General features: G+C 58.7%; 33 protein-coding genes and 1 tRNA gene. 14 read left to right on the top strand and 20 right to left on the bottom strand.

What is annotated here, in order from left to right; all coding sequences use genetic code 11:
• Nucleotides 1–19: 19 nt before the first annotated feature.
• From EDF70_RS05905 to EDF70_RS05875, 7 genes are all read right to left on the bottom strand, one after another.
• Nucleotides 20–871, bottom strand: a complete 852-nt coding sequence (locus EDF70_RS05905) for a prohibitin family protein (protein WP_132272362.1) — start codon at nt 869–871, stop codon at nt 20–22.
• Nucleotides 872–1,065: 194 nt separating this feature from the next.
• Nucleotides 1,066–1,245 carry a hypothetical protein gene (locus tag EDF70_RS05900; RefSeq protein ID WP_132272361.1) on the bottom strand — a complete coding sequence of 60 codons (180 nt, stop codon included), beginning with the start codon at nt 1,243–1,245 and terminating at the stop codon, nt 1,066–1,068.
• A complete protein-coding gene (locus tag EDF70_RS05895; protein ID WP_132272360.1) occupies nt 1,242–1,484 on the bottom strand; it encodes a hypothetical protein in 243 nt (80 codons plus the stop codon). The genes EDF70_RS05900 and EDF70_RS05895 overlap by 4 nt, the downstream gene beginning before the upstream one ends.
• Nucleotides 1,481–1,684: a hypothetical protein gene (locus EDF70_RS05890; RefSeq protein ID WP_132272359.1), complete on the bottom strand. Its 204-nt coding sequence runs from the start codon at nt 1,682–1,684 to the stop codon at nt 1,481–1,483. The genes EDF70_RS05895 and EDF70_RS05890 overlap by 4 nt, the downstream gene beginning before the upstream one ends.
• 64 nt (nt 1,685–1,748) lie before the next feature.
• A complete protein-coding gene (locus EDF70_RS05885; RefSeq protein WP_132272358.1) occupies nt 1,749–2,948 on the bottom strand; it encodes a hypothetical protein in 1,200 nt (399 codons plus the stop codon).
• Nucleotide 2,949: 1 nt separating this feature from the next.
• Nucleotides 2,950–3,234, bottom strand: a complete 285-nt coding sequence (locus EDF70_RS05880) for a hypothetical protein (RefSeq protein WP_132272357.1) — start codon at nt 3,232–3,234, stop codon at nt 2,950–2,952.
• Nucleotides 3,231–3,539 carry a hypothetical protein gene (locus EDF70_RS05875; RefSeq protein WP_132272356.1) on the bottom strand — a complete coding sequence of 103 codons (309 nt, stop codon included), beginning with the start codon at nt 3,537–3,539 and terminating at the stop codon, nt 3,231–3,233. Before EDF70_RS05875 ends, EDF70_RS05880 begins: the two co-directional genes overlap by 4 nt.
• 108 nt (nt 3,540–3,647) lie before the next feature.
• Here EDF70_RS05875 and EDF70_RS05870 point away from each other — a divergent pair, with 108 nt between their 5' ends.
• The 10 genes from EDF70_RS05870 to EDF70_RS05830 all read left to right on the top strand — a co-directional run bounded on the left by EDF70_RS05870 (nt 3,648) and on the right by EDF70_RS05830 (nt 10,147).
• Nucleotides 3,648–4,244: a S24 family peptidase gene (locus EDF70_RS05870; protein WP_132272355.1), complete on the top strand. Its 597-nt coding sequence runs from the start codon at nt 3,648–3,650 to the stop codon at nt 4,242–4,244.
• A 268-nt stretch (nt 4,245–4,512) separates the two neighbouring features.
• On the top strand, nt 4,513–5,301 hold the full coding sequence (locus EDF70_RS05865; protein WP_132272354.1) for a DUF4339 domain-containing protein: 789 nt from the start codon (nt 4,513–4,515) through the stop codon (nt 5,299–5,301).
• Nucleotides 5,302–5,759: 458 nt separating this feature from the next.
• Nucleotides 5,760–6,485, top strand: a complete 726-nt coding sequence (locus tag EDF70_RS05860) for a helix-turn-helix domain-containing protein (RefSeq protein ID WP_207908221.1) — start codon at nt 5,760–5,762, stop codon at nt 6,483–6,485.
• Between the two features lie 98 nt (nt 6,486–6,583).
• Nucleotides 6,584–6,772, top strand: coding sequence for a hypothetical protein (locus tag EDF70_RS05855; protein WP_132272353.1), 189 nt, complete (start codon nt 6,584–6,586; stop codon nt 6,770–6,772).
• Nucleotides 6,772–6,951 carry a hypothetical protein gene (locus tag EDF70_RS05850; protein ID WP_132272352.1) on the top strand — a complete coding sequence of 60 codons (180 nt, stop codon included), beginning with the start codon at nt 6,772–6,774 and terminating at the stop codon, nt 6,949–6,951. Before EDF70_RS05855 ends, EDF70_RS05850 begins: the two co-directional genes overlap by 1 nt.
• A complete protein-coding gene (locus tag EDF70_RS29910) occupies nt 6,948–7,115 on the top strand; it encodes a hypothetical protein (protein ID WP_165931939.1) in 168 nt (55 codons plus the stop codon). The genes EDF70_RS05850 and EDF70_RS29910 overlap by 4 nt, the downstream gene beginning before the upstream one ends.
• A gap of 36 nt (nt 7,116–7,151) precedes the next feature.
• A complete protein-coding gene (locus EDF70_RS05845) occupies nt 7,152–7,424 on the top strand; it encodes a hypothetical protein (protein ID WP_132272351.1) in 273 nt (90 codons plus the stop codon).
• Nucleotides 7,424–8,854 (top strand): hypothetical protein, encoded by a 1,431-nt coding sequence (locus tag EDF70_RS05840; protein ID WP_132272350.1) that lies wholly within the window; start codon nt 7,424–7,426, stop codon nt 8,852–8,854. The genes EDF70_RS05845 and EDF70_RS05840 overlap by 1 nt, the downstream gene beginning before the upstream one ends.
• Nucleotides 8,851–9,147, top strand: coding sequence for a hypothetical protein (locus EDF70_RS05835; protein ID WP_132272349.1), 297 nt, complete (start codon nt 8,851–8,853; stop codon nt 9,145–9,147). Before EDF70_RS05840 ends, EDF70_RS05835 begins: the two co-directional genes overlap by 4 nt.
• Nucleotides 9,089–10,147 carry a tyrosine-type recombinase/integrase gene (locus EDF70_RS05830; RefSeq protein WP_245519047.1) on the top strand — a complete coding sequence of 353 codons (1,059 nt, stop codon included), beginning with the start codon at nt 9,089–9,091 and terminating at the stop codon, nt 10,145–10,147. Before EDF70_RS05835 ends, EDF70_RS05830 begins: the two co-directional genes overlap by 59 nt.
• 133 nt (nt 10,148–10,280) lie before the next feature.
• Here EDF70_RS05830 and EDF70_RS05825 read toward each other — a convergent pair.
• Both EDF70_RS05825 and EDF70_RS05820 read right to left on the bottom strand, forming a co-directional pair.
• Nucleotides 10,281–10,356 (bottom strand) — tRNA-Lys (locus EDF70_RS05825).
• 103 nt (nt 10,357–10,459) lie between these two features.
• Complete coding sequence (locus EDF70_RS05820) at nt 10,460–10,720, bottom strand: DUF2171 domain-containing protein (protein ID WP_132272347.1); 261 nt, start codon at nt 10,718–10,720, stop codon at nt 10,460–10,462.
• A gap of 212 nt (nt 10,721–10,932) precedes the next feature.
• Here EDF70_RS05820 and EDF70_RS05815 point away from each other — a divergent pair, with 212 nt between their 5' ends.
• The 3 genes from EDF70_RS05815 to EDF70_RS05805 are packed head-to-tail and all read left to right on the top strand — an operon-like array spanning nt 10,933 to nt 14,149.
• On the top strand, nt 10,933–12,231 hold the full coding sequence (locus EDF70_RS05815) for an efflux RND transporter periplasmic adaptor subunit (RefSeq protein WP_245519078.1): 1,299 nt from the start codon (nt 10,933–10,935) through the stop codon (nt 12,229–12,231).
• 6 nt (nt 12,232–12,237) lie between these two features.
• Entirely contained in the window at nt 12,238–12,954 is a 717-nt protein-coding gene (locus EDF70_RS05810; RefSeq protein ID WP_132272345.1) for an ABC transporter ATP-binding protein, read from the top strand.
• Nucleotides 12,944–14,149 (top strand): ABC transporter permease, encoded by a 1,206-nt coding sequence (locus EDF70_RS05805; RefSeq protein WP_132272344.1) that lies wholly within the window; start codon nt 12,944–12,946, stop codon nt 14,147–14,149. The genes EDF70_RS05810 and EDF70_RS05805 overlap by 11 nt, the downstream gene beginning before the upstream one ends.
• Before the next feature lie 51 nt (nt 14,150–14,200).
• Here EDF70_RS05805 and sufA read toward each other — a convergent pair whose 3' ends face one another.
• The 10 genes from sufA to EDF70_RS05755 all read right to left on the bottom strand — a co-directional run bounded on the left by sufA (nt 14,201) and on the right by EDF70_RS05755 (nt 22,231).
• Nucleotides 14,201–14,593, bottom strand: a complete 393-nt coding sequence (sufA, locus tag EDF70_RS05800; RefSeq protein ID WP_132272343.1) for a Fe-S cluster assembly scaffold SufA — start codon at nt 14,591–14,593, stop codon at nt 14,201–14,203.
• An 88-nt stretch (nt 14,594–14,681) separates the two neighbouring features.
• On the bottom strand, nt 14,682–14,972 hold the full coding sequence (locus tag EDF70_RS05795; RefSeq protein WP_132272342.1) for a type II toxin-antitoxin system RelE/ParE family toxin: 291 nt from the start codon (nt 14,970–14,972) through the stop codon (nt 14,682–14,684).
• Nucleotides 14,969–15,298, bottom strand: coding sequence for a hypothetical protein (locus tag EDF70_RS05790; RefSeq protein ID WP_132272341.1), 330 nt, complete (start codon nt 15,296–15,298; stop codon nt 14,969–14,971). Before EDF70_RS05790 ends, EDF70_RS05795 begins: the two co-directional genes overlap by 4 nt.
• Nucleotides 15,299–15,354: 56 nt before the next feature.
• Complete coding sequence (locus EDF70_RS05785; protein WP_112729364.1) at nt 15,355–15,729, bottom strand: SUF system Fe-S cluster assembly protein; 375 nt, start codon at nt 15,727–15,729, stop codon at nt 15,355–15,357.
• Between the two features lie 14 nt (nt 15,730–15,743).
• Nucleotides 15,744–16,982, bottom strand: coding sequence for a cysteine desulfurase (locus tag EDF70_RS05780; RefSeq protein WP_132272340.1), 1,239 nt, complete (start codon nt 16,980–16,982; stop codon nt 15,744–15,746).
• Between the two features lie 151 nt (nt 16,983–17,133).
• A complete protein-coding gene (sufD, locus tag EDF70_RS05775) occupies nt 17,134–18,408 on the bottom strand; it encodes a Fe-S cluster assembly protein SufD (RefSeq protein WP_132272339.1) in 1,275 nt (424 codons plus the stop codon).
• Between the two features lie 20 nt (nt 18,409–18,428).
• A complete protein-coding gene (sufC, locus tag EDF70_RS05770; protein WP_132272338.1) occupies nt 18,429–19,184 on the bottom strand; it encodes a Fe-S cluster assembly ATPase SufC in 756 nt (251 codons plus the stop codon).
• Nucleotides 19,185–19,225: 41 nt separating this feature from the next.
• A complete protein-coding gene (locus tag EDF70_RS05765; protein WP_132272337.1) occupies nt 19,226–19,447 on the bottom strand; it encodes a hypothetical protein in 222 nt (73 codons plus the stop codon).
• Nucleotides 19,447–20,916 (bottom strand): Fe-S cluster assembly protein SufB, encoded by a 1,470-nt coding sequence (sufB, locus tag EDF70_RS05760; RefSeq protein WP_132272336.1) that lies wholly within the window; start codon nt 20,914–20,916, stop codon nt 19,447–19,449. Before sufB ends, EDF70_RS05765 begins: the two co-directional genes overlap by 1 nt.
• A 148-nt stretch (nt 20,917–21,064) precedes the next feature.
• Nucleotides 21,065–22,231, bottom strand: coding sequence for a cysteine desulfurase family protein (locus EDF70_RS05755; RefSeq protein WP_132272335.1), 1,167 nt, complete (start codon nt 22,229–22,231; stop codon nt 21,065–21,067).
• 226 nt (nt 22,232–22,457) lie between these two features.
• Between EDF70_RS05755 and EDF70_RS05750 the strand changes: the two genes are divergently transcribed.
• Nucleotides 22,458–23,135 carry an alpha/beta hydrolase gene (locus tag EDF70_RS05750; protein ID WP_132272334.1) on the top strand — a complete coding sequence of 226 codons (678 nt, stop codon included), beginning with the start codon at nt 22,458–22,460 and terminating at the stop codon, nt 23,133–23,135.
• 82 nt (nt 23,136–23,217) lie between these two features.
• On the opposite strand, the gene EDF70_RS05745 is transcribed toward EDF70_RS05750, so the two are convergent.
• Nucleotides 23,218–24,375, bottom strand: coding sequence for a GGDEF domain-containing protein (locus EDF70_RS05745; protein ID WP_132272333.1), 1,158 nt, complete (start codon nt 24,373–24,375; stop codon nt 23,218–23,220).
• Nucleotides 24,376–24,427: the final 52 nt, after the last annotated feature.

The raw sequence follows: 24,427 nt of genomic DNA, 5'->3' as shown, positions 1-24,427 counted from the left end.
TGGCCAGCCGCAGTGGTGGTTACTTGATGCCGACGAACGGCAGAGCGGAGCCCGGTACCATCGTGGATGGCAGGTCGCCCTTCCACTTTTCGACTGCCGTCAGGTCGACAAGGCCGGGATTGTCACGGAGGGCCGCGCCGCGAGACTTGATGGCGGATGCTTCAGCTTCACCTCGGATCCGGATGGCTTCAGCCTCAGCTGATGCAGCAGCTCGAACAGCGTCGGCCTTTGCGTTGGCCTGCGTCACCGTGATTTCGCCCTGCACTTTCTCGCGCTCGGCGTTCTGGCGGAGCTTCTGCACCTCGACCTCGGCAAGCATGCGCTGCTCGATGCTGGCCTCGTAGGCATCGGAGAAATCGATGTTTTCGATCTGGACACCTTCGATGACAATCGGGCCGCCGACGGACTTGGCGATGGCGTCACGCACCATTGTGTTCAGTTTCTCGCGCTCCTGAATGGCAGACACAGCGGTGAATTGGCCAAATACTGTCTTCAGGGTTTCGAAGATGCGCGGCTGGATAAGGCGGGCAGCGATACCGTCAGCAGAGCCGTAGTTCGAGTAAACGTCCTTCACGGCGTCCGGCAGGATTCGGTAGTTCACCGACACCCGCATCTCGGCCGACTGCTGGTCACGGCTGTAGGCGCCGAGCTTGTCGAATTGGATGATCTCCGTTCGCACAGTGATCTTCTCGACACCGTCCATGATCGGCATCTTGAATCCGAGGCCAGGTGTGGCCGTTCCTACGACTGCGCCGTTGCGGGTTAGGACACCGCGTTCGCCCTCGTCGATCGTGTACCAGCTGCCGAACACAACGCTCGACGCGGCGATGAATACGAAAAAGCCAAGGATGCCTGCAAAAATGCGACCCATTATTTCTGTCTCCTCTTTGTGGTGGTGGTAGATTTCGGGGCGAAGTAGGTGGCCACGCCCAAGGCCAGGAAGAAGGCGATGACGCCTCCTCCGATGATTGCGAGTGCCGCCATTTCAGCCTCCGAAAAGCCAGATCGACAGCACGAAGATGCCGACAATCATGATGGTGGGCATCCAGCTAAACGGCGATCCCATCAGACCAGCACCGCACCGAGCAGGACGCCGATGATCAGGGCGCCGAAGACGAGGTAGTAGCCTACGAGACGCGAAGGTCGGTCAGGGATGTCGATGCCGGCCCCGAGCGGCGCGCTGATCGGCACGTAATCGAGCGGCGTGCCGGTGACGGGCGGACCGCCCCAAGGTGACTTGGTCATGCTGCCACCCGGAGATGAGCGAAAGTGCGCTCGCGCAGCGCGCGCTTGCGTTCGCCTCGCGTGGTGCCATCAGCGCGACGAGCCGGTTCCTTGGACGGGACGCGCCAGCCTTTGCCACCGGCAAGGACGGACATCAGGTGCTTGCGGCGGTCGAAGTGCGCGCGGTCGGTCGATGGCAGACCGAGCTTGGTGTCGTTGACGTATTCGCGCGCGGCGAGCTTGCTGAAAACGTTGCTCATGCGGCCACCTGCTTTTTCGGCGAGCGGTGGTAGCTGACCGGTGCGTTCGACACGAAAGTGCCGTTCACCTTCACAGCCGTCGAGCGGGCGTCGGCCTGCTGGGCAGCCGTACGGTACGGCTTGCGGTTGGTCATATCCAGCTTGCCGGTTCGGGTCAGGCTGGTCGCGTAGGGATTGGTCGTCGAGCGATGTCTGGACATAGGTCTCCTCTCGCCGTGCGGTGGTTAGCCGCACGGCCGTGCTGTGGTGATGGTGGTGGAGTGGTTAGGCGGCCGTTGCGAGCCAGTGCTCGACGGCATCCTTGGCGCCCTTGAGCGTCAGGTCGTTGGCGGCCCGCAGTTCCTTGATGGCGCCGATCTTGTTGCCATTGGCAGCCAGGCGCTGCCATTCGTGCTTGTAGACCGGCGCGGCCTGCTGGGCACTCGAGGTCAGGACGAAGACGCCGAACTCCTTGCCCTTGTAGACACCGGCAAGACGGGCCGCTTCCTTGCCAGCCTTGGCTTCGTCGGCATGGACGTGCGGGGTGGACGACGGCTTAGGCTGGCCGTTTTCGATGAGGGCGACGATGGCGGGGGTGGTGGCAGGCTTCGTTGTAACTAACCAGAATTCCTCATCCGGCAGTTTGTAGCTGACCGGCGCCATCCCATTGCCGGGATCCAGCCAAAGCCTGTCCGACGTGATTTGTGTCACGAGATATCCCTTCGGGCTGTAACTCTGCCAGTCCGTTTTATTCACGCGATCGCCGACTTCGAACTTCGGCTTCGTGATCTGAACCGTGACGGACTTGCCAATCAGACTGGCGATGCCGCCGTTGTCATTGCTGGCCGGCTCGTCGACCCATTCGGCAACGAGGTCAGCCTCATCCGAGCGGCCAGCTACTGTCGAGAAGGTGCCATCTGCGCGCCACGCCTTGCCGCAGGAGGCGACGAACGGATGCTCAACCGACCACAGCCAATCTGGTCCGTAGCCCCATTGCGCCTTCACAATCGGCCCGACCTTCCGGCCATCGCGCGTCTTGTAGAACTTGCCGGCTTCGATGGTGAGGGCGGCGGGAGCCGGATCGGCAGGTCGCAGTGTCGATTCGGGCATGAAGAAGAAGCTGCGGCCTTCCTTGTTGCTAAGGCCGATATTGCTGCCGGTGTTTTTTTCCGAAACACTGGTCACAACAAGTGCACCATTGATGATATCGCCTTCGGAACGTCGGAAATGATGGTTCCAATGCCGCTCGATATTGACGCGTGTGGTCATATTGGTGGTCACCCGATCACCGACCTTTGGCACCCACGGCTCATACTTGTCGGCGATGCCGCGCTGGCCGTTCGTGAAGAGCAGCTCTGCGCCGCAGGTCGAAATCTCGACTGCAGAAACCTGACCGACAAAACCGGCCTCATGGATCCCAGCAGCAGTGTGCAGCGAACTGCCCTTGGTTCTGCGGACGTACTGACCTTTTTCAAACTTCCCCATGTTACGCAGCTCCTTCTGTGGTGGTGTTGGCATCCAGCGCACGCGGCTTGGTGAAGTCCACGTGGATGACGTTGGTGTCGTCGTTCTCGACAGCCGGCGGCTCCTTGGGAGCGACGTGGCGCAGTGTGACGGCGAAGAATGGACGGATTTCGAGGGAGCCGGCGAGCTGTACGCTCACGATGCGACCGAAATCAGCATCACCGACGACGATACCAAAAAGGTCGGTATCAAGCTGGCATTCGACCCAGTCACCGGCGTCAAAAGTCTCGCAATCGCACTGGCTCATGCTGCCACCTGCGTCGGCGCCGGACCGTCAAGGGTCGGGATACGAACCAGAGTGACCGGCATCTTGCCGCTCAGTGTCGAGCATCCGCCGTTGTGTGCAGTCATTTTACGAACTCGGCCTGGCACGTTGTCGTTGGCAGCAACAGGCGGAGGGAATTTGTAGACATCAAGGCCGAACTCGCGGCGAAGACGCTGGTAGACGGTCATCTCGTTAAGACCGAAGGATCTGGCGATATCGACACAGCTTTCGCCTCTCAGGCGACGGTCGTGCATTTTCGCCAGCTGATCGCTGGTGATTTTTGTCATGTCTCTCCTCTTGTGATGAAGAAGCACCGAAGCTTGGTCGGCTTGCGGATACTTGAAATTTACGTTTGCACCCTATAATTATTTTACAAATTTGTCAAGGTGAACCGAATGCCTGAGAAGAAATCCCGCTTCGCGCAGATGCTTATCGATAAGCAAAGAGAGCGCAATCTGACCGACCGAGAAACGGCCGGCGAACTGGGCGAGCAGCAGCAGACTTTCAGCACGTGGAAGCGCTACAGCCTGCCTCGCCTTCCCCGCCCAAAGCTGGCTTCCTTCCTCAACATCTCCGAGGAAAAACTTGCCGAGTTCGTGGAGGAGGCACGCCATGCCGCGGTTGACGGGAAGATCGCTCCCCTCACCGCCTTTGCGAAAGCAAGCACCTACGGTCGTGTTTCCGACCGAAAGGACGGCAAGTTCAAATTTGATTCGACGCGCAAGGCGGTTCCCGATGGCCGCTACGCAGTGATCGTTGACACTAAGCTGATGGAGCCGGTCTTCAAGGTCGGCTGCAAGGTGTGGCTTGACCCTACCGTCTGGCCGAAGCCTGGCAACGACGTGATTGCTCACAGCCGTGGTGGACTGGCATGGATTGGCCGCCTCGAAGAGCTTGGCGAAACGGCGCGCCTTAGCCGCTATGCCGGCGATCCAGTCACTGTCAGCGATCTTACCGCGGTGCATGTCATCGTGCTCGCCGAGCGCGTGTGATCCGATTGTTGACAAATTTGCCAAAATATGTTCCAAGCCTTTTGTCGATGTGGTGTCGATATGGAACGACCTTGAGTAAAGCCACGCCCACGAAGCAGGTCTCCTCCTCGGTCTAGTACGAACTTCAGACGCAAGTCGCTAAGCGAGTGGTGTCGGCCTTAGGGTCGACTTGCTGTCTGTAAGCATTCTTTCTTGTCAGCGTTTCGCCCATGCAACTTCCAGAACTCATCCATCGTGCTATTCTCCTCATGGGATCTGAGGGGCATCGATGACTGACTGGCATTACAGCGACAATGGCGGGCGTTTCGGCCCGGTCTCTCGCGACGAATTAATCTCGAAATTCAAAAGCGGCGCCATCAACAGCGACACGCTGGTGTGGACCGGATCTCTCGGCAGCACCTGGCGCAGGTTCGCCGAGGTCGATGACTTGCGAGATGATGGCTCGCCACCGCCTCTGCCGATATCAGAGATCAACAGTTTCTGGATTTGGACACTCGCTACGGTACCGGCAATCGGCTGGGCGATCGAGGCGGTACTTACGCAATCATATGGCGGAGTGACAACTCCGGCTATCTTCCTCGCATACGCAGCGGCAAACGGAGTGTTGGCGGCGCTTGACGAGAAAGCCGTGCGGGCAAGTGGACGGCGCAAAGAAGCGACACCATTCTTCGGAGCTCTACTTCTCGCTCCGCTGTATATCTTCATTCGAAATCGCCGGCTCCGCATGAAGCAATACACAATGCTGGCGTGGGTGGCTTCGGTCGTTTTCTCGATATTTGCATCCGCAGGCTTCACGAGGCCATATCTGGGGCTTGCGACACCTACGTGCGACTCGTCGTTGAGTGTCGCGCAGGTCAAGGCAATCTTCCCAGACATTCCGCTGAATCTTCTGAAGGTTGGCGTCAAAGACGTCACTAACATTTCGACAGTTTCCCAATCAGGCAAGCTGACGACATGCTCAGCTTCCGTTCTAACGAATGCAAACGCCACCGTCGGCATCACCTACACGATCGAAGAGCGTGAGAGCGACTACTACTATCTGGTGAGCTTGGAGTGACGGACTGCAGGGTTGCATTGCCAAACTGGTGCCCTCAAAAAAAGGAAAAGCCCGCGTCATGCGGGCTTGCTTTTAAGGTGGCTTGGCCTGCGGGTCGGCTCTTCTCCGACCCCCCTGTTTTTCAACTATTCTTCTGCCGCTATTTTCCTGTATCAAATGAACCTCCTAAATTTGTTTGGCCGCGTCTTAGGGTCTTATCCCGCTTGGGTCGGGATGCCCGGTTGGCTTCTTCTTGGTGGCCCACGCTCCCGCGTTAAGCCACTTCTGTCAGTACCGTGGAGCTTCGCTCTTCTTCTTGTGCAGGATTGTGTGTTTTCCGCCATGTTGTTTCGTCTCCGTCAGGCCCCCGCCATCTGGTGACAGCGCAATCAATATCCAATTTGGATTTGGAGTCAATTGCTTGATTTGCTTTTTTATATCCAAAATGGTAAGACGTTGAAAAACGGAGATAAAAAAACGTGTCCCAGCTGTCTGACCTGCTCGTCGCCCGAGCTAAAGAATTAAATATTAGCCAGGTGGAGATCGCAGACAGGCTGGAAATGACTCCTCAAGCCATCTCCGAGATCTTCCGCGGAAACACATCGTCGCCGCGCAAATGGCGTGAACTGGCTGCCCTCCTAGGCATTGCTGAAGACGAGATGCGACAGCTGATGAAGGAAGCGAGTGGGGAGAGCGCTGCCGGAAAATTCTTCGCAGTGCCTAGCAGGGTTCCAACCAACGGTACGTCCACAGGCGCGGGCGCTCCTGACGCTCGAATTATGGGGCACATTCCCACGAATCGCTTGGAAATGATGCTTCCCGTATTGGGCGAGGCCGTCGGCGGAGAAGGCGGCGAGTATAGCTTCAATGGCCACGTTCTCGATTATGTCGCCTGCCCACCCTCACTGCAAAACGTGCCGAACGCCTACGCAGTCTACATTGACGGCGAGTCGATGTGGCCTCGCTACAAGGCTGGCGAAACCGTGTACGTTCATCCCACCAAGCCATCTCGTCGAGGCGACGACGTCATCGTGCAGATAAGGCCAGCCTCAGAGGATCTTCCTCCGCTCGGTTATGTGAAGGAGTTCGTGGGCTGGGCGGGTTCCGACTTGGTCCTGCGTCAATATAATCCAGAAGGCGAAATACGATTCGCTCGCGAGGACGTCGTAAGCGTCCATCCAATCGTTCTATCAGGAAAATACTAAATTGATCCAATTTGGATATTGACTCCACGTTTGGATTAAAGCATTCTCCTCTCACCGCACCACCAATGCGGTGTACACCACCAGAGGAGACGGCTCTCATGCCACTTTCAAGCAGAAGACCTTGCCTCGTCGAACTGTATGACGAGGCAGGTGACTACTACCCTTCCCGCAATGCTGCATCTTCTGCCGAGCCTATGGCCCGGCCTGACCACAGGGCTAAGCGCCATGGTCGCCCGTCCGGCAAGCGCCGTGACAAGGCCCGCGCAAACCAGCGGAACTCCGTCTGATGTGGAAGAAACTCACCGAGGCACTTCCGCCGGTTGGGCTGGTTGTCGACACGAAAATCGACGACGCAGCTGGCGCTCGCAACGAGCAGAAGCTCAAGCGCAATGGAAATTTGTGGTTCGTCCCCGACGGCTCGACGTACGTCTACTACGAGCCCACCCACTGGAGGACCGCAGCATGAAGCGCGGTCACATCCACATCACCCCAATCCAGAAAATCCAGCTTGAAACTCACCGCGACATTTCGCAAGCGATCACGTTCGCCCTCGTCGTGGTCGCTCTCGCGTTTGCGATCGGCTTCCAGCTGGCCGAATGGGACCTCGCGATGGAACTCGCGAAAATCTAACCACCACCGACCAACCACCACCAGAAGGAGACCATCATGAGACAGCATGAAGCGAAGAAGCTTGCCCAGCAGTTCCACAACGACTTCACTCCGACCACGCAGGAAGACACCCTGCAGGTCATCGCCAACCTTTCCCCTGACACCAACACGCCGGCCGTGCTTGCACAGGTCGCCAAATGGCATGAGGCGCCACGCCGTCGTGGTAGCCGCCACCGGGTGATTGCCTGCGCGCTGCGCGTTGCCAGCGGCACAGTCGCACCGCGTGCGGCAAACGACAACGGCCATCAGCAGCGCCGGCGGGCAGCCTGATGCGCGCGGATATCAAGGGGGCGGCTTCGGCCGCTCCTGCTTCAGCTGATAGTGATCTGGCTGCCGCCTCTATTTCCAAAGTCGAGGCGACAGCCCAGACGTTTGCCACCCCTATCTCGAAATTCGGGGAACATGCGTCCGACCTCCCGATTGCAAAGCCAGGAGGAGACCCGAGCTTAGCCGTTGGCAATTGCGTGGGCTTTCAAGATCGCGACGAATTTGCTGGATTGTGCCAAAAAGCTGACTGGATGACACCCGCACCCCAGACACCTATGGCCGCATCAAAGGCTGATCGCGGGGGCAGCGACCAGCCTCTAGACTCGATGAGCAGGTACGAGCCCGCTCTACAAGGCTCTCAGGGAGTTATGGTTCCACCCGAGCATCAGGTGGATGGAAGGCCAGCAATAGGGGTGCGCCGACCTTCCGAGGACGCAGATGCCAAAAGCGCTTGCGACGGCGCGTCTTTAACGGATCGCCCTTCCGATCACTACATATCAGCAGATGTTAATAAGCTCGGCAGCACTCAGAGCGGGAAATCGCTGCCGCAGGAAGCATCAATGGACAGTTATTCCTTTGGTCGCGATTTCGTTGAGCGTTCGCGCCAGAGCGAAAGCGACGTCTTTCCGCAGCAAGACCATCGGCACACCCTCGATAAGGAAGGCCAATCCGGTGGCGTTTTCGATAACGCTCCATCCGCTCGCGGTTTCCTCAACAGCGCTGTAACGCACCCAGTCGGCATTAGTAGTCATGAAGCGGCTCGAAATGGCGAATTGAAAGGAGGGCCCGCACCGGTCAGCCCAGGCGCAGGCCTTCGGCGGAACACAGTACATGGCTCACGAGAAATAGAGTCTCTCGATGTTGCTTCAATACCCGCGCCCGAAAACCATGTGGACTTGATTGGTTGCGCGGATGGCGACATTCCATGCGACCGATGCTCAGGGACCGGCAACCTGATCAAGGATTGGGACCGCTACATTTCAGCCAAAACGACGGAAGAGATCGAGGATTGCGAAAGTAACTGCCCCGATTGCAGCGGCTACGGGCGCTTCAAGGCGGGCCCATCCCCGCAAACGAGCGTCGCTCACTGCCTACTACGAGCTGAGCAGATCGGCGGGATCGAACTTGTAGCCAACGCTCAGGTGTTCGCTCGCGCATTCGGCGTGTGCAAAAAACTCCTGAGAAGGCTGACGCCTTCCAGCAGACCAGAGATTTCTGACATGCATGTGCACAGCACCTTTGTCACTTTCGGGAATAGTATTCTTGCAAAACCAGCATTCTTTCTCACTCATTCGCTCGTTGCCCATCATCTTTCCATAGCCGTAGCAAGATACCGCAATCGGCAGTCTAAGCCAGCTTCACAGAAGTTTCGAGACTGGCATTATAGCAATTCGGAAGCCCCATCCCCGCAGACGAGGGAGCTGGGGCCGTGACCGCCGCCAACGACAACTCCCCTCGCCTCGTGGGCCGCCGCGAAGCCGCTGCCTATCTGGGGATCGGCGAGTCTACGTTCTCTCTTTGGGTGGCCACCCACAAAATGCCGCCGGCTGTGCCCGGCACGCGCAAATGGGACAGAAGAGCGATCGACGCGAAGCTGGACGAGATAAGCGGCCTTGTGGCTGCGAACGACAACGTCGAAGATGAGTTCGACAAATGGGAGCGCGAACGTGACGCGAGAAAAGCTCAAGGGACTGGCGACGGTAAAAAAGCGCCTCGCAAGCGGTAAGATCATCACCTACTGCTATGCTTGGCGTGGCGGCCCACTCCTCAAGGACAAGGCTGGTCGGCCTCTGCAGCCGGGTGATCCGCTTCTCATGCGTGCTTTCGTTGAAGCGACGAAAGATCGCTTCGTGGAGCCCGGCGAAAACATGAACAAGCTGATCACCGAGTACAAGGCGTCAGCCGACTTCACCAAGACAGCGCCAAAGACGCAGAAGGAATACAATCGCTACCTGGACCAGATCCGCGACGAGTTTGGCGACATGACGTTGCCAATGCTGCAGGACAAGCGCGCTCGCGGCAAGTTCAAGGAATGGCGAGACACGATGGCCGACCGGCCACGCACCGCAGATCTGGCCTGGTCGGTGCTCGCACGCGTCCTCTCGTGCGCAAAGGACCGCGGCCGTATCACGATCAACCTCGCGGAACGCGGCGGCAGGCTATATAGCGCCGATCGGACAGAGAACATCTGGACTGACGACAGGCTTGAGGCGCTTTTTGCCATAGCGTCCGCTGAGATCAAAGCAGCGGTAGTGATGGCTCTATGGACCGGCCAGCGCAAGGGAGACCTCCTGACGGCTCCGTGGAGCGATTACGACGGCTCCTCGATTAAGGTGAAGCAAAGCAAGACTGGCGCACGTGTGAAAATACCGATCGGCGGACCGCTGAAGACGCTGCTGGATGGTATGCCTCACATCTCGCCGGTTATCCTCACCAGCATGAAACACAAGCGTCCTTGGACGAAGGACGGGTTCAACACCAGCTGGTCGAAAGCAAAAAACAAGGCTGGCTGTGCGGACCTCACATTCCACGACCTGCGAGGGACCGCGGTTACAAGGCTGGCGATTGCCGGGTGCTCGACAGCACAGATCGCGTCTATCACCGGTCACAGCCTCAAGGACGTAGAATCGATTCTCGATACTCACTACCTCGGCGGCAAGACGACGTTGGCGGAGCAAGCCATCGCTAAACTCGAATCCTTTGAAGCTGCAAAGACCCAGAAATAAAAGAAGCCCGCATCATGCGGGCTTTCTCTTGTTTTGGTTGTATCGCTAGAACGTTCGTAGAACGATTTTTGCAAACCACCATCAATTTCTGCAAACCGACCAAGGGGATGGACCCGCTAAGTGGTTGAAATTGTGGTGAGAGCGCAGGGGTTCGAACCCTGGACCTACTGATTAAAAGTCAGTTGCTCTACCGGCTGAGCTACGCTCTCCCAAGGGCGCGTCAATCCGCGCCCCGAAAGTGGGCGGAACATATGCAGGCGAACCCCGGTGGTCAACCCGGGTTTTCTGCAAAAATTTCATCTTTCCCGCACTTTAATGAACGGACTTGCCGTTTTCTTCTTCTTCGAACAGCACGGCGGCATCCGCATTGGCGGAAAGTCGCACAATTCCACCCTCAACTTCGGCCACGAGGCCCAATGAGACGAAGTGATGATGGCCTTCATGGCTGCCCTCACCGCTATCTTTCTTGGTCAGCTTGATTCGATTGCCTTCCACGCGATCGACCGTGCCCACGTGAGCACCGTCCGCGCCGATGATTTCTGCATGCTCACGAATGTCTCTGGCGTTGATCATGACGATCTCCTTTGCATTTGCGCGATGACAACGCAGCAGCCGGCGGAAGGATGCATCATGTGGCGTATCCACGTCCGATCCCGCAAAACTTACCTAGAATTCACTAGGTTTCGCCCCTGCCCCATGTCATGCAAAAGCTGAAAGTGCACGCAGCATGTCACGCGAATGGGTTCAATCGCGAGCAGAAGCCGACAGGGAGGATCGTGGTGAACATTTCCAACAAGCCGGATCCGGCCGGAAGAACCGCAGGCGCGCCAGACCTCGCCGCCATTCTCGCGCAATCCGGCAGCGGGAAAAAGCGTTCGCGCCGGCTCGTCTGGCCGCTGGCACTGGTGATTCTTCTTGGCGGCGGTTATGCTGGCTACAGCTATTATGCGGGCACTGGTCCGCGCTTTGATTACAGCACAGAAACGCTCAAAAACGGCAACCTCTCCGTGATGGTGACAGCCACCGGTTCGGTGCAGCCGACCGATCAGGTCGATGTTTCGAGCGAATTGTCGGGCACCGTGCGCAAGGTCAACGTCACCTATAACAGCGCGGTGAAAGCCGGCGACGTGCTGCTCGAACTCGACACCAACAAGCAGGAAGCCGACGTGCAGAGCGCACGCGCCCAGCTCGCCTCCGCAAAAGCCAATGTGCTGAAGGCTGATGCCGAGCTCGCGTCTGCAAAAGTATCGCTCGATCGCCTGACCGGTCTCGTTAACAACCGCATCTCCAGCCAACAGGATCTCGACGCGGCGCGTTATGCATACGAATCGGCCGAGGCCACCAGGTCGGTCAACGAAGCCACGGTGCTGTCGGCACAGGCCAATCTGCGGCTTGCCGAAATCAACCTGTCCAAGCTGAAAATCCTCTCACCGATCGACGGGACCGTGCTTACCCGCGATGTCGATCCCGGTGCCACCGTCGCCTCCTCGCTCAATGCCCCCGTCCTGTTCACCATTGCCGGCGATCTCAAGCGCATGGAGTTGCAGGTCTCGGTGGATGAGGCCGATGTCGGCCAGGTCCGCGAGGGGCTGGACGCCACGTTTTCTGTCGATGCCTATCCCAACCGAAAGTTTCCGGCACGGATCGAGGCGGTGCGTTTCGCCTCCGAAACAGTCAACAATGTCGTGACGTACAAGGCTATTCTGACCGTCGACAATGCCGATATGCTTCTGCGTCCGGGCATGACGGCGACGGCCGATATTACCGTCGAAGCGTTGCAAGACACTTTGCTCGTGCCCAATGCCGCGCTGCGTTATTCGCCGCCGATGCAGCAGGGCGCGCGTGGCGGCAATCCGCTGACGCGCCTGTTCAGCCCGCCACGCCGCCCTCGCGGCAATCCCGGGCAAGGTGGCGAGGCAGCGCAACGTGACGGTACCCGCACCGTGTGGGTTCTGCGCGACGGTGCCCCTCAGCGTGCCCGCGTGACGACCGGGGCAACCGATGGCCGATTTACCGAGGTGAAATCCGGCGAACTCAAGCAAGGCGATCTCGTCATCACCGACGCAACCGCCCGCAACGGCTGAGCCGCCATGACAGATGCCCCGCTCATAGAATTCCGAAAGGTCTCGAAATTTTACGGTCGCGGGGAAGCGACAATCCGCGCGCTCGACCATATCGACCTGTCCATCCGCACCGGTGAGTTCGTGGCCATTATGGGCCCTTCCGGTTCGGGCAAATCGACAGCGATGAACATTCTCGGCTGTCTCGATACGCCCTCAGCCGGCGACTATCTGTTTCAGGGCATTTCCACGTCCGGCTTCGGGCGCGAACAATTGACGCTGCTGCGCCGCCACATGCTCGGCTTCGTTTTCCAGGGTTTTAACCTTCTTGCCCGCACGTCTGCGGTAGAAAATGTCGAACTGCCGCTGGTCTATCGCGGCATGGATGCAAAACACCGGCGCCAGCTTGCCATGCAGGCGCTCGAACAGGTGGGCCTGAAAGGCCGCGAAGGCCACACGACGCAGGAACTGTCAGGCGGCCAGCAGCAGCGCGTGGCCATCGCTCGCGCCATAGTCACCAGCCCGGCAGTGCTGCTGGCGGATGAACCGACCGGCAATCTCGACACCCGCACCAGCGGGGAGATCATGGACCTGATCACCGGCCTCAACCGCGATCAGGGAATCACCGTCATCATGGTCACCCACGAGGAGGATATCGCCGCCTACGCCAAGCGCCTGCTGCGCTTCACTGATGGTCATCTCGTCGCCGACGAGCAACAGGCAAGCGAGGCGAACCATGTTCTTTGAAACGGCAAAGCTCGCCTGGCGTGCCATCAGCCGCAACCTCTTGCGCTCTTTCCTCACCGTACTCGGTGTCGTCATCGGCGTTGCTGCCGTCATCGCCATGGTCACGATCGGCAACGGCACCACTGCGCAGGTGAAACAGGAGCTGTCACGGCTCGGCACCAACACATTGTTCGTACGGCCGGGTCAGTGGGGACCGGGACGCGCCAGTTCGGAGGCGAAACGATTTACCGATGCCGACGTGGAGGCGATGCGTTCACAGATCAGCGGCTTGCGCGCCGTCGCCCCGGTCAATCGCGGCACAGCCACCGTGATCGCCGGCGGCCAGAACCATTCCTCCAGCGTCATCGGCACCACCAATGATTATCTGGTGGCACAGGACTGGGATATGGCGCTTGGCCGCAATTTCGAGCCGACAGAGGACCGTGGCAGCCAGGCAGCCTGCATAATCGGTGAAACACTCCGCAAGGAACTGTTCGGCGCCGCCAATCCCGTCGGTCAGACGATCCGCGTCAGCAACATCGCCTGTCCGGTGGTCGGCGTCCTCAGCGCCAAGGGCCAGTCCGGTATGGGCGACGATCAGGATGACACCGTGATCATGCCGCTGAAACTGCACCAAAGACGAATCGGCGGCACCACGACCATCAGTTCCATCACGCTGTCCGCACAGGAGGGCATATCCACCGCCAAGGTGCAGACGGATGTCCAGAACCTGCTGCGCGAACGTCGCCGCATCGCCATTGGCCGCGACGACGATTTTTCCGTCAACGACATGACCCAGATCGCCTCGGCCATGACGGGAACGACCGTGCTTCTCACCGGCCTCCTCGGCGCGGTCGCCGCCGTCAGCCTTCTGGTCGGCGGCATCGGCATCATGAACATCATGCTTGTTTCGGTGACGGAACGAACGCGGGAGATCGGCATCCGGCTGGCGATCGGCGCCGTCGAGCGGCAGGTGCTGACCCAGTTTCTGGTGGAGGCGGTAATGCTGTCCGTGTTCGGCGGTGCGACCGGCATTCTCACCGGCGTGGCGCTCGCCTACGGTGTCGTGACCTACCTCAACGTGCCCTTCGTGCCGAGCCCGACGATCATCGCGCTTGCCTTCGCATTTTCTGCCGCCATCGGCATGGTTTTCGGCTATTTTCCGGCCCGCCGTGCGGCGCAACTCAACCCCATCGAGGCGCTGCGCCACGAATAGAAAAGGGCCGCGATGGCCCTTTAAATATCTCGTGCGGATTGGAGACAGGCCTCAGACGGCAGACGCCTGGCCTTCACGGCTTTTGGCCAAGGCTGCCAGATCGGCCGGCTTCAACTCCACCGATTCGCCGCAGCCGCAGGCCGACGTCTGGTTCGGGTTGACGAATATGAAGCCCGAGCGCATCTGCGTCTGCTCGAAATCCATCTGCGTGCCGAGGAGATAAAGAACCGCAGACGGTTCGATCCAGACCTTTGCACCGCCGAATTCGACCAGATCGTCCTTGGCATTCGCCTCGGTGACGAGATCGATGGTATATTCCATCCCTGCGCAACCGCCCTTCTTGATCCCCACGCGAATGCCTTGGGCATCCGGTCCGGAATTGCCAACGATCGCGTTCACACGCGCCGCTGCGGCTTCGGTCATCGTCATCACTGCAAAGCCCATCGGCTCATTCTCCTTGCACATCCGGGTTCAAGGCCCGACGGTTATGCCGTCATATCTAATGTTTGCGCTTTTGCAAAACAAGCGGAGGTTATTCCGGATCGGTGGGTGGCCAGCGCTGCGCTCCATGTAAAATACGGAGAACCAACGGATCGCTGTCCAATATGTATACGGCGAAATACGGTGTACCAATGATCAGAAGCTCGCGGGTATTCTCCGGTTTTCCTATGCGTCCGAGATTCGGGAAATCGCGCAGGCGATCAACCCGGTCTTCAATCAGTTGTTCAATTTTTTCCGCCGCAACGTGGTTTGCAGCAGCGATAAATGTGATGATCTCGTCAAAATCTGCTTCCGCAGCAGTAGACCATCGAATGTGCCTCATCCCGCAGCTCTGGCTCGGATGATGGCAAGCCGTTGGTCGCGCCTCTTCTTATGCTCATCATCGTCAACAATGCCGACCGTGCCATCGGCAAGACCGGCCAAAGTCTTCTGAACTTCCGCACGGAACCAACGGTCATGCTCTTCTGCAGAACATTCAGTTCCGGGCGGTGCCCAAAGCATATTTTGTGTTTGGCTTTCATGCCAAACAGCCAGTGCATCGTTTATAATTTCATCGGCAGACGTATAGAGGCCGGCATCGACAGCCTCTTTCACTGCGGCCATCAAGTCTGCGGAGATATCGACTGTAACTCGCTGGCTATCGTCCATTGCAAGGCCTCCTGCCGCAATTTTAGTCGATGAGTCGACTGCTGACAATCAGCCGATCAATACCATCCGACAGCCACCTGCGCCTCTTCCGACATGCGCTCCGGTGTCCACGGCGGATCAAACGTCATTTCCACCTCGACGCCCGACACGCCTTCAACCGCGCCGACAGCATTTTCAACCCAGCCCGGCATTTCGCCGGCAACCGGGCAACCCGGTGCCGTCAGCGTCATGGCGATCTTCACCATGCGGTCGTCCTCGATATCGATCTTGTAGATCAACCCGAGCTCAAAAATGTCGGCCGGGATTTCCGGATCATAGACGGTTTTCAGTGCCGCGATGATGTCGTCGGAAAGTCGTTCCAGTTCATCCGCGGGAATGGCGGAATCGATGATGCCTTCGCGGGCATCCCACTTCGGTATATCCTGGTCCATGGCCTCAAAAATCCTCAGGCAAAGAAATTGCGCGCGTAGTCGAGCGCATCGGCGAGCGCGTCCACCTCGGCACGGGTATTGTACATGCCAAAAGATGCACGGCATGTGGAGGTTACGCCAAAGCGTTTCAACAGCGGCATAGCACAATGTGTGCCGGCCCGCACCGCAACACCACGGCGGTCGATCACCATCGAAACGTCATGGGCATGAATGCCGGCCAATTCGAACGAAAAAATGGCGCCCTTGCCCGGTGCATTGCCGATGATCTTCAACGAGTTGATTGCCTGTAGTCGCTCGGTCGCATAAGCGGTCAGATCCGCCTCGTGGCGGGAAATCGCCTCGCGGCCGATCTTCTCCATGTAATCCAGCGCGTAACCAAGTCCGATCGCCTGCACGATCGGCGGCGTGCCGGCCTCGAAACGATGAGGCGGCTCGTTATAGGTGACAAAATCCTGATCGACATCGACGATCATTTCGCCACCGCCCATGAACGGACGCATCTCCTTCAGTCGCTCGGTCTTGCCGTAAAGCACACCGATTCCCGACGGGCCGTAAAGCTTGTGACCGGTCATCACGAACCAGTCGCAATCCAGATCACGCACATCGATCGGCATATGCACGGCACTCTGCGAGCCATCCACCAGAACAGGAATGCCGCGTTCATGCGCAATCCGGCAGATTTCCTTGATCGGCACCACCGTGCCAAGCGCATTCGACATGTGCGTAATGGCGACGAGCCTGGTCTTTTCCGTCAGAGACTTTTCGAACGCCTCGATATGGAAAGCGCCTTCGTCATCGACAGGTACCCACACCAGCTTTGCACCCTGGCGTTCGCGGATGAAATGCCATGGCACGATATTGGAGTGATGCTCCATGATCGAGAGGACGATCTCGTCACCCTCGCCAATCTTCGGCATGCCGTAACCGTAAGCGACTGTGTTGATCGCCTCGGTCGAATTTTTGGTGAAAACGATCTCGTCGATCGAACCGGCATTGAGAAACTTGCGCACCTTTTCGCGCGCTGCCTCATAGGCGTCAGTGGCCGCGTTCGAGAGATAATGCAGGCCGCGATGCACGTTCGCATATTCGTTCAAATAGGAATGGGAGATCGCGTCGATCACCGATTGCGGTTTTTGCGCAGATGCGCCGTTGTCGAGATAGACGAGCGGCTTGCCGTGCACCATGGTCGACAGGATCGGGAAATCCCGCCTGATGGCGTCAACGTCGTAAGCGGCCGGGGTAATCTGATCCATCGATAAGCCTTTCTGATTTCGCTCACGGGCGAAATTCCGGCAGAATCTCTATGCTTGTCGGAGAGCGTCACCGCTATACCGGCGCCATCGCCGGGCCGAACCCGGCAAGGAGCATGACGAGGGAGAGACAGGCTCCCCCTCGCCCAAAATATCAGGCGTGCTTGACCAGCCAGGCAGAAATGATGCCTTCCAGCGCTTCCACCAGCTGCTCGTCTTCCAGTTCTTCGACGATCTCGGCGACGAAGGCATTGACCAGCATCGCACGCGCCTTGTTTTCCGGAATACCGCGCGCCATCAGGTAATAGAGATGGTTGTCGTCGATATCGGCAACGGTCGCACCATGACCGCAGACCACGTCATCGGCAAAGATTTCCAGCTCCGGCTTGGCCGAAAAGTCGGCATCGTCGGACAGAAGCAACGTGTTGCACGACATTTTCGCGTCGGTCTTCTGGGCATCGAGCGCGACCTTGATCATGCCCTGGAATACACCGCGGGCACGGTCGAACACGACGTTGCGGAAAACTTCCGTCGAGCTGGTGTTCGGCACGTTATGCGCCAGAACCAGCGTCACGTCCGTATGCGTATCGCCGCCCAGCAGGTTGACGCCGCGCAGTGTCAATTCGGCGTTCTCGCCGGCCACGTCGATGCGCAGTTCCTGGCGAACCAGCTTGCCGCCGGCATTGATGACAAACAGCTTCAGCTTGGCGTCAGCGCCCACACGGATGCGAATCTGGCCGAGATGCGTATCGTCGGCGCCCTGCTGCTGCACGATCACCCAGGTCACGTCGGCGCCGTCGCCGATCGAGATGTCGCTGACGCTTGAAACGAAGGCCGCACCGTCGCCGGTCGCCGCATGGCGCTCGATCACGGTTGCCTTGCTGTTTGCACCAAAGCTGACCGGGAAGCGCGTGTGCACCTGACCGCCGCCGTGGATCGCCTGGATTTCGAGCGGGGTTTCCAGCTCTGCATCCGCCGGCACTTCAAGCACGTAACCGTCGCGCACAAAACTGCCGTTGATGCGGCCGATGGCATCATCACCGTCGATGACGGAGAGACCCGGCGCTGCAGTGCCTTCGCGCAGCATGTCGGCAAAGGCGCCGACCACGACGCCCTCGACGGAAGCCTTGGTATCGATCTTGCCCTGCAGGACCGCCAGTACCGGCGAACCGGCTACGAAAGGCGTCTGGGCGTCGATCACGGCCGTGCTGGTTTCTGTCGGAACCGCACGCAGCAGTGTCTTCAGGTCGGTGTAATGCCATGCCTCGATACGGCGTGTCGGCAACCCGTTCGTCTTCAGGTCGTCGAGCAGGCGGTCACGCGCGCTGGCAACGGCGCCATTGCCCGGCAGATCGCCGAAGGACGCGTTATAGGCGTCGATCAGCGCGCTTTCGGCCGCGCTGAGGCGGGGTTGTGTCTGGATGTTCATGGTCTCTTGCCTCCCGCCAATCAGGCTGCTGCGCCGATGATGTCGGCATAACCGTTGGCTTCGAGTTCCAGCGCCAGTTCCTTGTCGCCAGAACGGATGATCTGGCCCTTGTAGAGAACATGGACGCTATCCGGCACGATGTAGTCGAGCAGACGCTGGTAGTGGGTGATGACGATGGTCGCGCGATCCGGCGACTTCAGCGCGTTGACGCCATCGGCAACGATCTTCAGCGCATCGATGTCGAGGCCGGAATCGGTCTCGTCGAGCACGCAAAGCTGCGGTTGCAGCAGCGCCATCTGCAGGATTTCGGCGCGCTTCTTCTCACCGCCGGAGAAGCCGACATTGAGCGGACGTTTCAGCATGTCCATGTTGATCTTCAGCTCGGCAGCGGATTCCTTGACGCGGCGGATGAATTCCGGCGTCGTCAGTTCTTCTTCGCCACGCGCCTTGCGCTGCTCGTTCATGGCCACTTTCAGGAACTGCATGGTGGCAACGCCCGGAATTTCGACCGGGTACTGGAAGGCAAGAAAGATGCCCTTGGACGCGCGTTCTGCCGGGTCAAGTTCCAGAATGCTCTCGCCGTTATAAAGGATCTCGCCCTCTGTGACTTCATAGTCAGAACGGCCCGACAGGATGTAGGACAGCGTCGACTTGCCGGAACCGTTCGGGCCCATGATGGCGGCGACTTCGCCGGCCTTCACGGTGAGGTTCAGGCCACGGATGATTTCGGTGCCGTCTTCGGCGATACGGGCGTGCAGGTTCTTGATCTCAAGCATGGTCAATCTCTTGTCTGTTTGAAGCGGGCCAAAGCCGCAATTTATTCGCTGAGTTCCAGCCGTTTTTCGATTCTATCGAGGCGAACTTTGATGGTTGCGAGTTCCCCATCGTGAAGGACCTGAGAACCGAGCAATCCAGCCATGTGCTGGCGCATCACCAGCATTTCCGCTCTCATGCCGCTCAACTCTTCCTTCATGGATGCCATGTCCGCGCGCATGACGCGGAGATGTTCCAGAATGAGGTTCTCGACCTTCTCGTTCATTACCCCACACTACCCTCAAGCGAGATGCCGATCAGTTTCTGCGCTTCCACGGCAAATTCCATCGGCAGTTCCTGAATGACTTCCCGCACGAAACCGTTGACGATCAGCGCGATCGCCTCTTCGGTCGGGATGCCGCGCTGCAGGCAATAGAACAGCTGGTCTTCCGAGATCTTCGAGGTGGTCGCCTCGTGCTCGAACTGCGCCGAAGAGTTCTTTGCCTCGATGTAGGGCACGGTATGCGCGCCACAACGATCGCCGATCAGAAGACTGTCGCACTGCGTGAAGTTGCGGGCATTGCTCGCCTTGCGGTGCGCCGAAACCTGGCCGCGATAGGTGTTTTGGGAAACGCCGGCGGCGATACCCTTGGAAACGATGCGGCTCGACGTATTCTTGCCGAGATGGATCATCTTGGTGCCGCTGTCGATCTGCTGGTGACCGTTGGAAACCGCGATCGAGTAGAACTCGCCGCGCGAATCGTCACCACGCAGGATGCAGGACGGATACTTCCAGGTGATCGCCGAACCGGTTTCCACCTGCGTCCAGGAAATCTTGGAACGGTCGCCACGGCAATCGCCACGCTTGGTGACAAAATTGTAGATGCCGCCCTTGCCGTCCTTGTCGCCCGGGAACCAGTTCTGCACGGTCGAGTATTTGATCTCGGCATCGTCCAGAGCCACCAGTTCGACGACAGCCGCATGCAGCTGGTTTTCGTCTCGCTGCGGCGCCGTGCAGCCTTCCAGATAGGAAACGTAGGCGCCTTCTTCACAGATGATCAGCGTGCGTTCGAACTGGCCGGTGTTCTTCTCGTTGATACGGAAGTAGGTCGACAGTTCCATCGGGCAGCGCACGCCCTTGGGCACGAACACGAACGAACCGTCGGTGAAGACAGCCGCATTCAGCGTCGCATAATAATTGTCGGTGGTCGGCACGACCGAGCCGAGATATTTCTTGATCAGGTCGGGATGTTCGCGGATGGCTTCCGAGATCGACATGAAGATCACGCCGGCCTTCTGAAGCTCCTTCTTGAAGGTGGTGACGACCGAAACCGAGTCGAACACCGCATCGACGGCAACCTTGGACTTCTGAACGCCGGCCAGGATTTCCTGCTCACGCAGCGGAATGCCCAGCTTTTCATAGGTGCGCAACAGTTCCGGATCGACTTCATCCAGCGAAACCGGACCCGTAACGTTCTTCGGAGCGGCGTAGTAGTAGTAATCGTTGAAGTCGATCTTCGGGTAATCGACGCGCGCCCAGCTCGGCTCTTCCATGGTCAGCCAGCGCTGATAGGCGTCGAGACGCCATTCCAGCATCCATTCCGGCTCCTGCTTCTTGGCGGAGATGAAGCGGATGATATCCTCGGACAGGCCCTTGGGCGCCTTGTCGACTTCGATGATCGTTTCGAAACCGTATTTGTACTGGTCGATATCGATCCCACGAACCTGATCGATTGTTTCCTGAACGGCAGGCATCTCATTCTCCAAATCTGGCCGGAATCAAGGGTCCGGCAGCTTGTCATCGTCTTGGCGGAATTCCGCACTCATGTAAGCGCCAAAAGGGGAATTTCCCACCTTTTGGCAAGGTCAAAATTTGCGTTTCCGCAAATCATTCTAAACTAGCTCATGCCGCCTGCCCCGAAAGGCGTCTGCGACCGGCAACCTTGGCAAAGGCAGCGATAGCGCGTTCGACATCAGCATCCGTCGTCGTCGGACCAAGCGAAATACGCAGGCCACCGAGCTTTGGATCATGCCCCATCGCCGTCAGCACATGACTTTCGCCGACCCGCCCGGACGAGCAGGCAGATCCGGCCGAAAGCGCAATGCCTTCGAGATCGAAGCCGATCTGTCCCGTCTCTGACTTCAGTTCCGGCAGCGTGAAGAAGCTGGTATTGGCGACGCGTTCCACATCTGCGCCATGAATGATGACGTCGGGCGCAGCAGCCCGCATGCCGGCTTCCAGTTTTTCACGCAAGCCGGTCATCCGGCTGCGTCGATCATCCAGTTCGACTGCGGCGGCATCTGCTGCTGCACCAAAACCAACGATGGCAAAAAAGTTTTCGGTTCCGGAACGATGCCCCTTTTCCTGGCCACCGCCACGGATCAGCGGTTTCGGCATCAGCACTTCGCCACGCGTGATCAGCGCGCCGACACCCTTCGGGCCGCCGATCTTGTGCGAGGAGATGATCAGGAAATCGGCATCCAGCGAGTTGATATCAAGCGGCAGACGCCCGGCCGCCTGCACGGCATCGACGACCATCAGGCCGCCATGCGCATGCGCAAGCTTTGCCGCATCCGCCACAGGCTGGACGATACCGGTCTCATTGTTCACCAGCATGACAGCCACCATCGGCAGACCGTTTGCGCGGTCATGGGCGGCAAGCATCGCCTCGAGCGCCGCCAGATCAACCACACCTGCGGCAGTCACCGGGATTTCATGGACATTTTCGGCGCCGAAACGACCGCCTTCGCGGATGGCCGGATGTTCGATCGCCGTAACATAAAGCGCACCGATGTTGAGCGGCGCACGCCCCATGCGAAAGTCCGGGGTCAGGACGTGGTTGGCGGCCTCGGTCGCGCCGCTGGTAAAGATCACATGCGCCGGTTCGGCACCGGCAAGCGCTGCAACAGACCGCCGCGCCTTTTCCAGCGCAGCACGCGCAGCCCGGCCTTCGCCGTGCACGGAAGACGCATTTCCGGGCAAAGACAATGCCTCAAGCATGGCCATGCGGGCCGGCTCACACAGCGGCGCGGTCGCGTTCCAGTCGAGATATGTGCGTTGAAGCGCCATGGTCGGCCATTGTCCGATGCAGTTCAGTTTCTAGATAGGCAGTGTACGGCGCATTTTCCTTGAAATTTTCGCCGGGCTTGCCGTATGAGACACCCAACCGGGGCAAACCTTGATGGATACCCCAATTTCGAATGGTTCTAAACTGTTTTTAGGAAAGCTGAGAGACTTCGTCAAGTCTAGGCTCTGCTGAAACGGTTCGAAACCTGAGACACCGACCGGAGTACCGATGCCCGAAGTCATTTTCAACGGCCCTGCAGGCCGCCTGGAAGGCCGCTACCAGCCTTCCAAGGAAAAGAGCGCACCGATCGCCATCATCCTGCACCCGCACCCGCAGTTCGGCGGCACGATGAACAACCAGATCGTCTACCAGCTCTTCTACATGTTCCAGAAGCGCGGGTTCACGACACTCCGGTTCAATTTCCGTTCGATCGGTCGTAGTCAGGGCGAATTCGACCACGGCGCCGGCGAATTGTCGGATGCTGCTTCGGCGCTCGACTGGGTGCAGAGCCTGCATCCCGATTCGAAGAGCTGTTGGGTTGCCGGTTATTCCTTCGGTGCCTGGATCGGCATGCAGCTTCTGATGCGCCGTCCGGAAATCGAAGGTTTCATGTCGATCGCGCCGCAGCCGAACACCTATGACTTCTCCTTCCTGGCACCCTGCCCGTCTTCCGGCCTGATCATCAATGGCGATTCGGACAAGGTCGCGCCTGAAAAGGACGTCAACGGCCTCGTCGAAAAGCTGAAGACCCAGAAGGGCATCCTCATCACCCACAAGGTCGTGGAAGGTGCAAACCACTTCTTCAACGGCCAGGTGGATACGTTGATGGGCGAATGCGAGGATTATCTCGACCGTCGCCTCAATGGCGAACTGGTGCCGGAACCGGCAGCAAAGCGCATCCGCTAAACGGATAGGTCACATTGACAATTAAGCGGCCGCCTTTCGGGCGGCCGTTTGCGTTTCAGGCGGCCTCAAACGCGGTCGGCAATCAAGCCGCAAGCCCAGGTGCCTGATGAACACAATCGCGGCCGCCGCGCTTGGCATCGTACAAGGCTGCATCGGCCTGACGCAGGGCAAAGTCCAGATCGCTCCTTGGCGACAAGGCGGCGACGCCAAAACTGGCCGTCACGACAAAGCCACCGGGAAGACCGGGAACCATCATCTTGCGGGCGCCAACCCTCAACGTTTCGGCCACGGCGACAGCGATTGCCGGCGATGTATCAGGCAGAAAAACTGCAAACTCCTCACCGCCGATGCGCCCGACAATAGAACCGGCCCCGGCCTGCGCCCCGATCATCGTTCCAAATGCGCGGATGACCATATCGCCGGCGTGGTGCCCATAGGTGTCGTTGATCGATTTGAAGTGATCGAGGTCGCAAAGAATGACAGCATGCTGACGTTCGCCAGCCTGTTCCATCGCTCGTTTCGTGGCCTTTTCAAAGCCCCTGCGATTGGCAAGGCCGGATAGGCTGTCGCGTTCTGCACGCCCTCTCTCGACCGCCATGATGTCGAGCGTCAGCACGGCCAGAAGCATCAGGCCGACAGATACGATCAACACCGCCGTAATGCTTTGCGACAGGACCGCATAATGGGTGGATATGTAGACGCTCGGCGTCGCTCCTGGCCCCATTATGGCTGCCAGCACCGCCTTGAGGAAGAAATGCAGACCGCTCAGCGCGAGCACGATGGCAAGCGCCCTGTCCATCGCCGTTTTGCGCTGCGACAGGACGACGTTGATGGCCGCTGAAAACGTCACCAGTGCATAAGGCCCCTGATACGCAAAACCGTAACCCCACCAGGACCGCGGAACGTCGCGGATTAGAAGATAGGCAGCCATGCCGGCAAGGAATGTCACAATGGCGACCCATATGGGAAAACGCCTGCCGTAAAGCACCGAAACGCCCCAGTGCAACAGAACCAGTCCGGCCAGCACGGTGCCGTAAACGGCAAGGGACCAAGGCCTTGGATTGTCGGCATAGGCAACAGCCAGCTCCGAGAGCATGGTGAGCGAAGCGATGAAAAGGCCGGCTGAGAACAGCAGAGCGGCAGAGCGCCAGCGGCTGTAAATGGATACGACTGAGAATACGGCGCTAAAACATAGGCCGATGATAAAATTCACCACCAGAAATATCGCGGCAGCAGACATCAGGGATCAATCGAATGGAATGGGCGGATGTAAAGCGGATCGTGGGCCGCAG

Source organism: Neorhizobium sp. JUb45, from assembly GCF_004343585.1.
GTDB lineage: Bacteria > Pseudomonadota > Alphaproteobacteria > Rhizobiales > Rhizobiaceae > Neorhizobium.
The sequence above is the reverse complement of the archived record's forward strand: the minus strand, read 5'-3'. Positions and strand labels throughout refer to the sequence as shown.

Coding starts and splice junctions, on each gene's coding strand:
- EDF70_RS05905 (WP_132272362.1), bottom strand. CDS start 871: ATGGGTCGCATTTTTGCAGGCATCCTTGGCTTTTTCGTATTCATCGCC.
- EDF70_RS05900 (WP_132272361.1), bottom strand. CDS start 1,245: ATGACCAAGTCACCTTGGGGCGGTCCGCCCGTCACCGGCACGCCGCTC.
- EDF70_RS05895 (WP_132272360.1), bottom strand. CDS start 1,484: ATGAGCAACGTTTTCAGCAAGCTCGCCGCGCGCGAATACGTCAACGAC.
- EDF70_RS05890 (WP_132272359.1), bottom strand. CDS start 1,684: ATGTCCAGACATCGCTCGACGACCAATCCCTACGCGACCAGCCTGACC.
- EDF70_RS05885 (WP_132272358.1), bottom strand. CDS start 2,948: ATGGGGAAGTTTGAAAAAGGTCAGTACGTCCGCAGAACCAAGGGCAGT.
- EDF70_RS05880 (WP_132272357.1), bottom strand. CDS start 3,234: ATGAGCCAGTGCGATTGCGAGACTTTTGACGCCGGTGACTGGGTCGAA.
- EDF70_RS05875 (WP_132272356.1), bottom strand. CDS start 3,539: ATGACAAAAATCACCAGCGATCAGCTGGCGAAAATGCACGACCGTCGC.
- EDF70_RS05870 (WP_132272355.1), top strand. CDS start 3,648: ATGCCTGAGAAGAAATCCCGCTTCGCGCAGATGCTTATCGATAAGCAA.
- EDF70_RS05865 (WP_132272354.1), top strand. CDS start 4,513: ATGACTGACTGGCATTACAGCGACAATGGCGGGCGTTTCGGCCCGGTC.
- EDF70_RS05855 (WP_132272353.1), top strand. CDS start 6,584: ATGCCACTTTCAAGCAGAAGACCTTGCCTCGTCGAACTGTATGACGAG.
- EDF70_RS05850 (WP_132272352.1), top strand. CDS start 6,772: ATGTGGAAGAAACTCACCGAGGCACTTCCGCCGGTTGGGCTGGTTGTC.
- EDF70_RS29910 (WP_165931939.1), top strand. CDS start 6,948: ATGAAGCGCGGTCACATCCACATCACCCCAATCCAGAAAATCCAGCTT.
- EDF70_RS05845 (WP_132272351.1), top strand. CDS start 7,152: ATGAGACAGCATGAAGCGAAGAAGCTTGCCCAGCAGTTCCACAACGAC.
- EDF70_RS05840 (WP_132272350.1), top strand. CDS start 7,424: ATGCGCGCGGATATCAAGGGGGCGGCTTCGGCCGCTCCTGCTTCAGCT.
- EDF70_RS05820 (WP_132272347.1), bottom strand. CDS start 10,720: ATGATCAACGCCAGAGACATTCGTGAGCATGCAGAAATCATCGGCGCG.
- EDF70_RS05810 (WP_132272345.1), top strand. CDS start 12,238: ATGACAGATGCCCCGCTCATAGAATTCCGAAAGGTCTCGAAATTTTAC.
- EDF70_RS05805 (WP_132272344.1), top strand. CDS start 12,944: ATGTTCTTTGAAACGGCAAAGCTCGCCTGGCGTGCCATCAGCCGCAAC.
- sufA (WP_132272343.1), bottom strand. CDS start 14,593: ATGGGCTTTGCAGTGATGACGATGACCGAAGCCGCAGCGGCGCGTGTG.
- EDF70_RS05795 (WP_132272342.1), bottom strand. CDS start 14,972: ATGAGGCACATTCGATGGTCTACTGCTGCGGAAGCAGATTTTGACGAG.
- EDF70_RS05790 (WP_132272341.1), bottom strand. CDS start 15,298: ATGGACGATAGCCAGCGAGTTACAGTCGATATCTCCGCAGACTTGATG.
- EDF70_RS05785 (WP_112729364.1), bottom strand. CDS start 15,729: ATGGACCAGGATATACCGAAGTGGGATGCCCGCGAAGGCATCATCGAT.
- EDF70_RS05780 (WP_132272340.1), bottom strand. CDS start 16,982: ATGGATCAGATTACCCCGGCCGCTTACGACGTTGACGCCATCAGGCGG.
- sufD (WP_132272339.1), bottom strand. CDS start 18,408: ATGAACATCCAGACACAACCCCGCCTCAGCGCGGCCGAAAGCGCGCTG.
- sufC (WP_132272338.1), bottom strand. CDS start 19,184: ATGCTTGAGATCAAGAACCTGCACGCCCGTATCGCCGAAGACGGCACC.
- EDF70_RS05765 (WP_132272337.1), bottom strand. CDS start 19,447: ATGAACGAGAAGGTCGAGAACCTCATTCTGGAACATCTCCGCGTCATG.
- sufB (WP_132272336.1), bottom strand. CDS start 20,916: ATGCCTGCCGTTCAGGAAACAATCGATCAGGTTCGTGGGATCGATATC.
- EDF70_RS05755 (WP_132272335.1), bottom strand. CDS start 22,231: ATGGCGCTTCAACGCACATATCTCGACTGGAACGCGACCGCGCCGCTG.
- EDF70_RS05750 (WP_132272334.1), top strand. CDS start 22,458: ATGCCCGAAGTCATTTTCAACGGCCCTGCAGGCCGCCTGGAAGGCCGC.
- EDF70_RS05745 (WP_132272333.1), bottom strand. CDS start 24,375: ATGTCTGCTGCCGCGATATTTCTGGTGGTGAATTTTATCATCGGCCTA.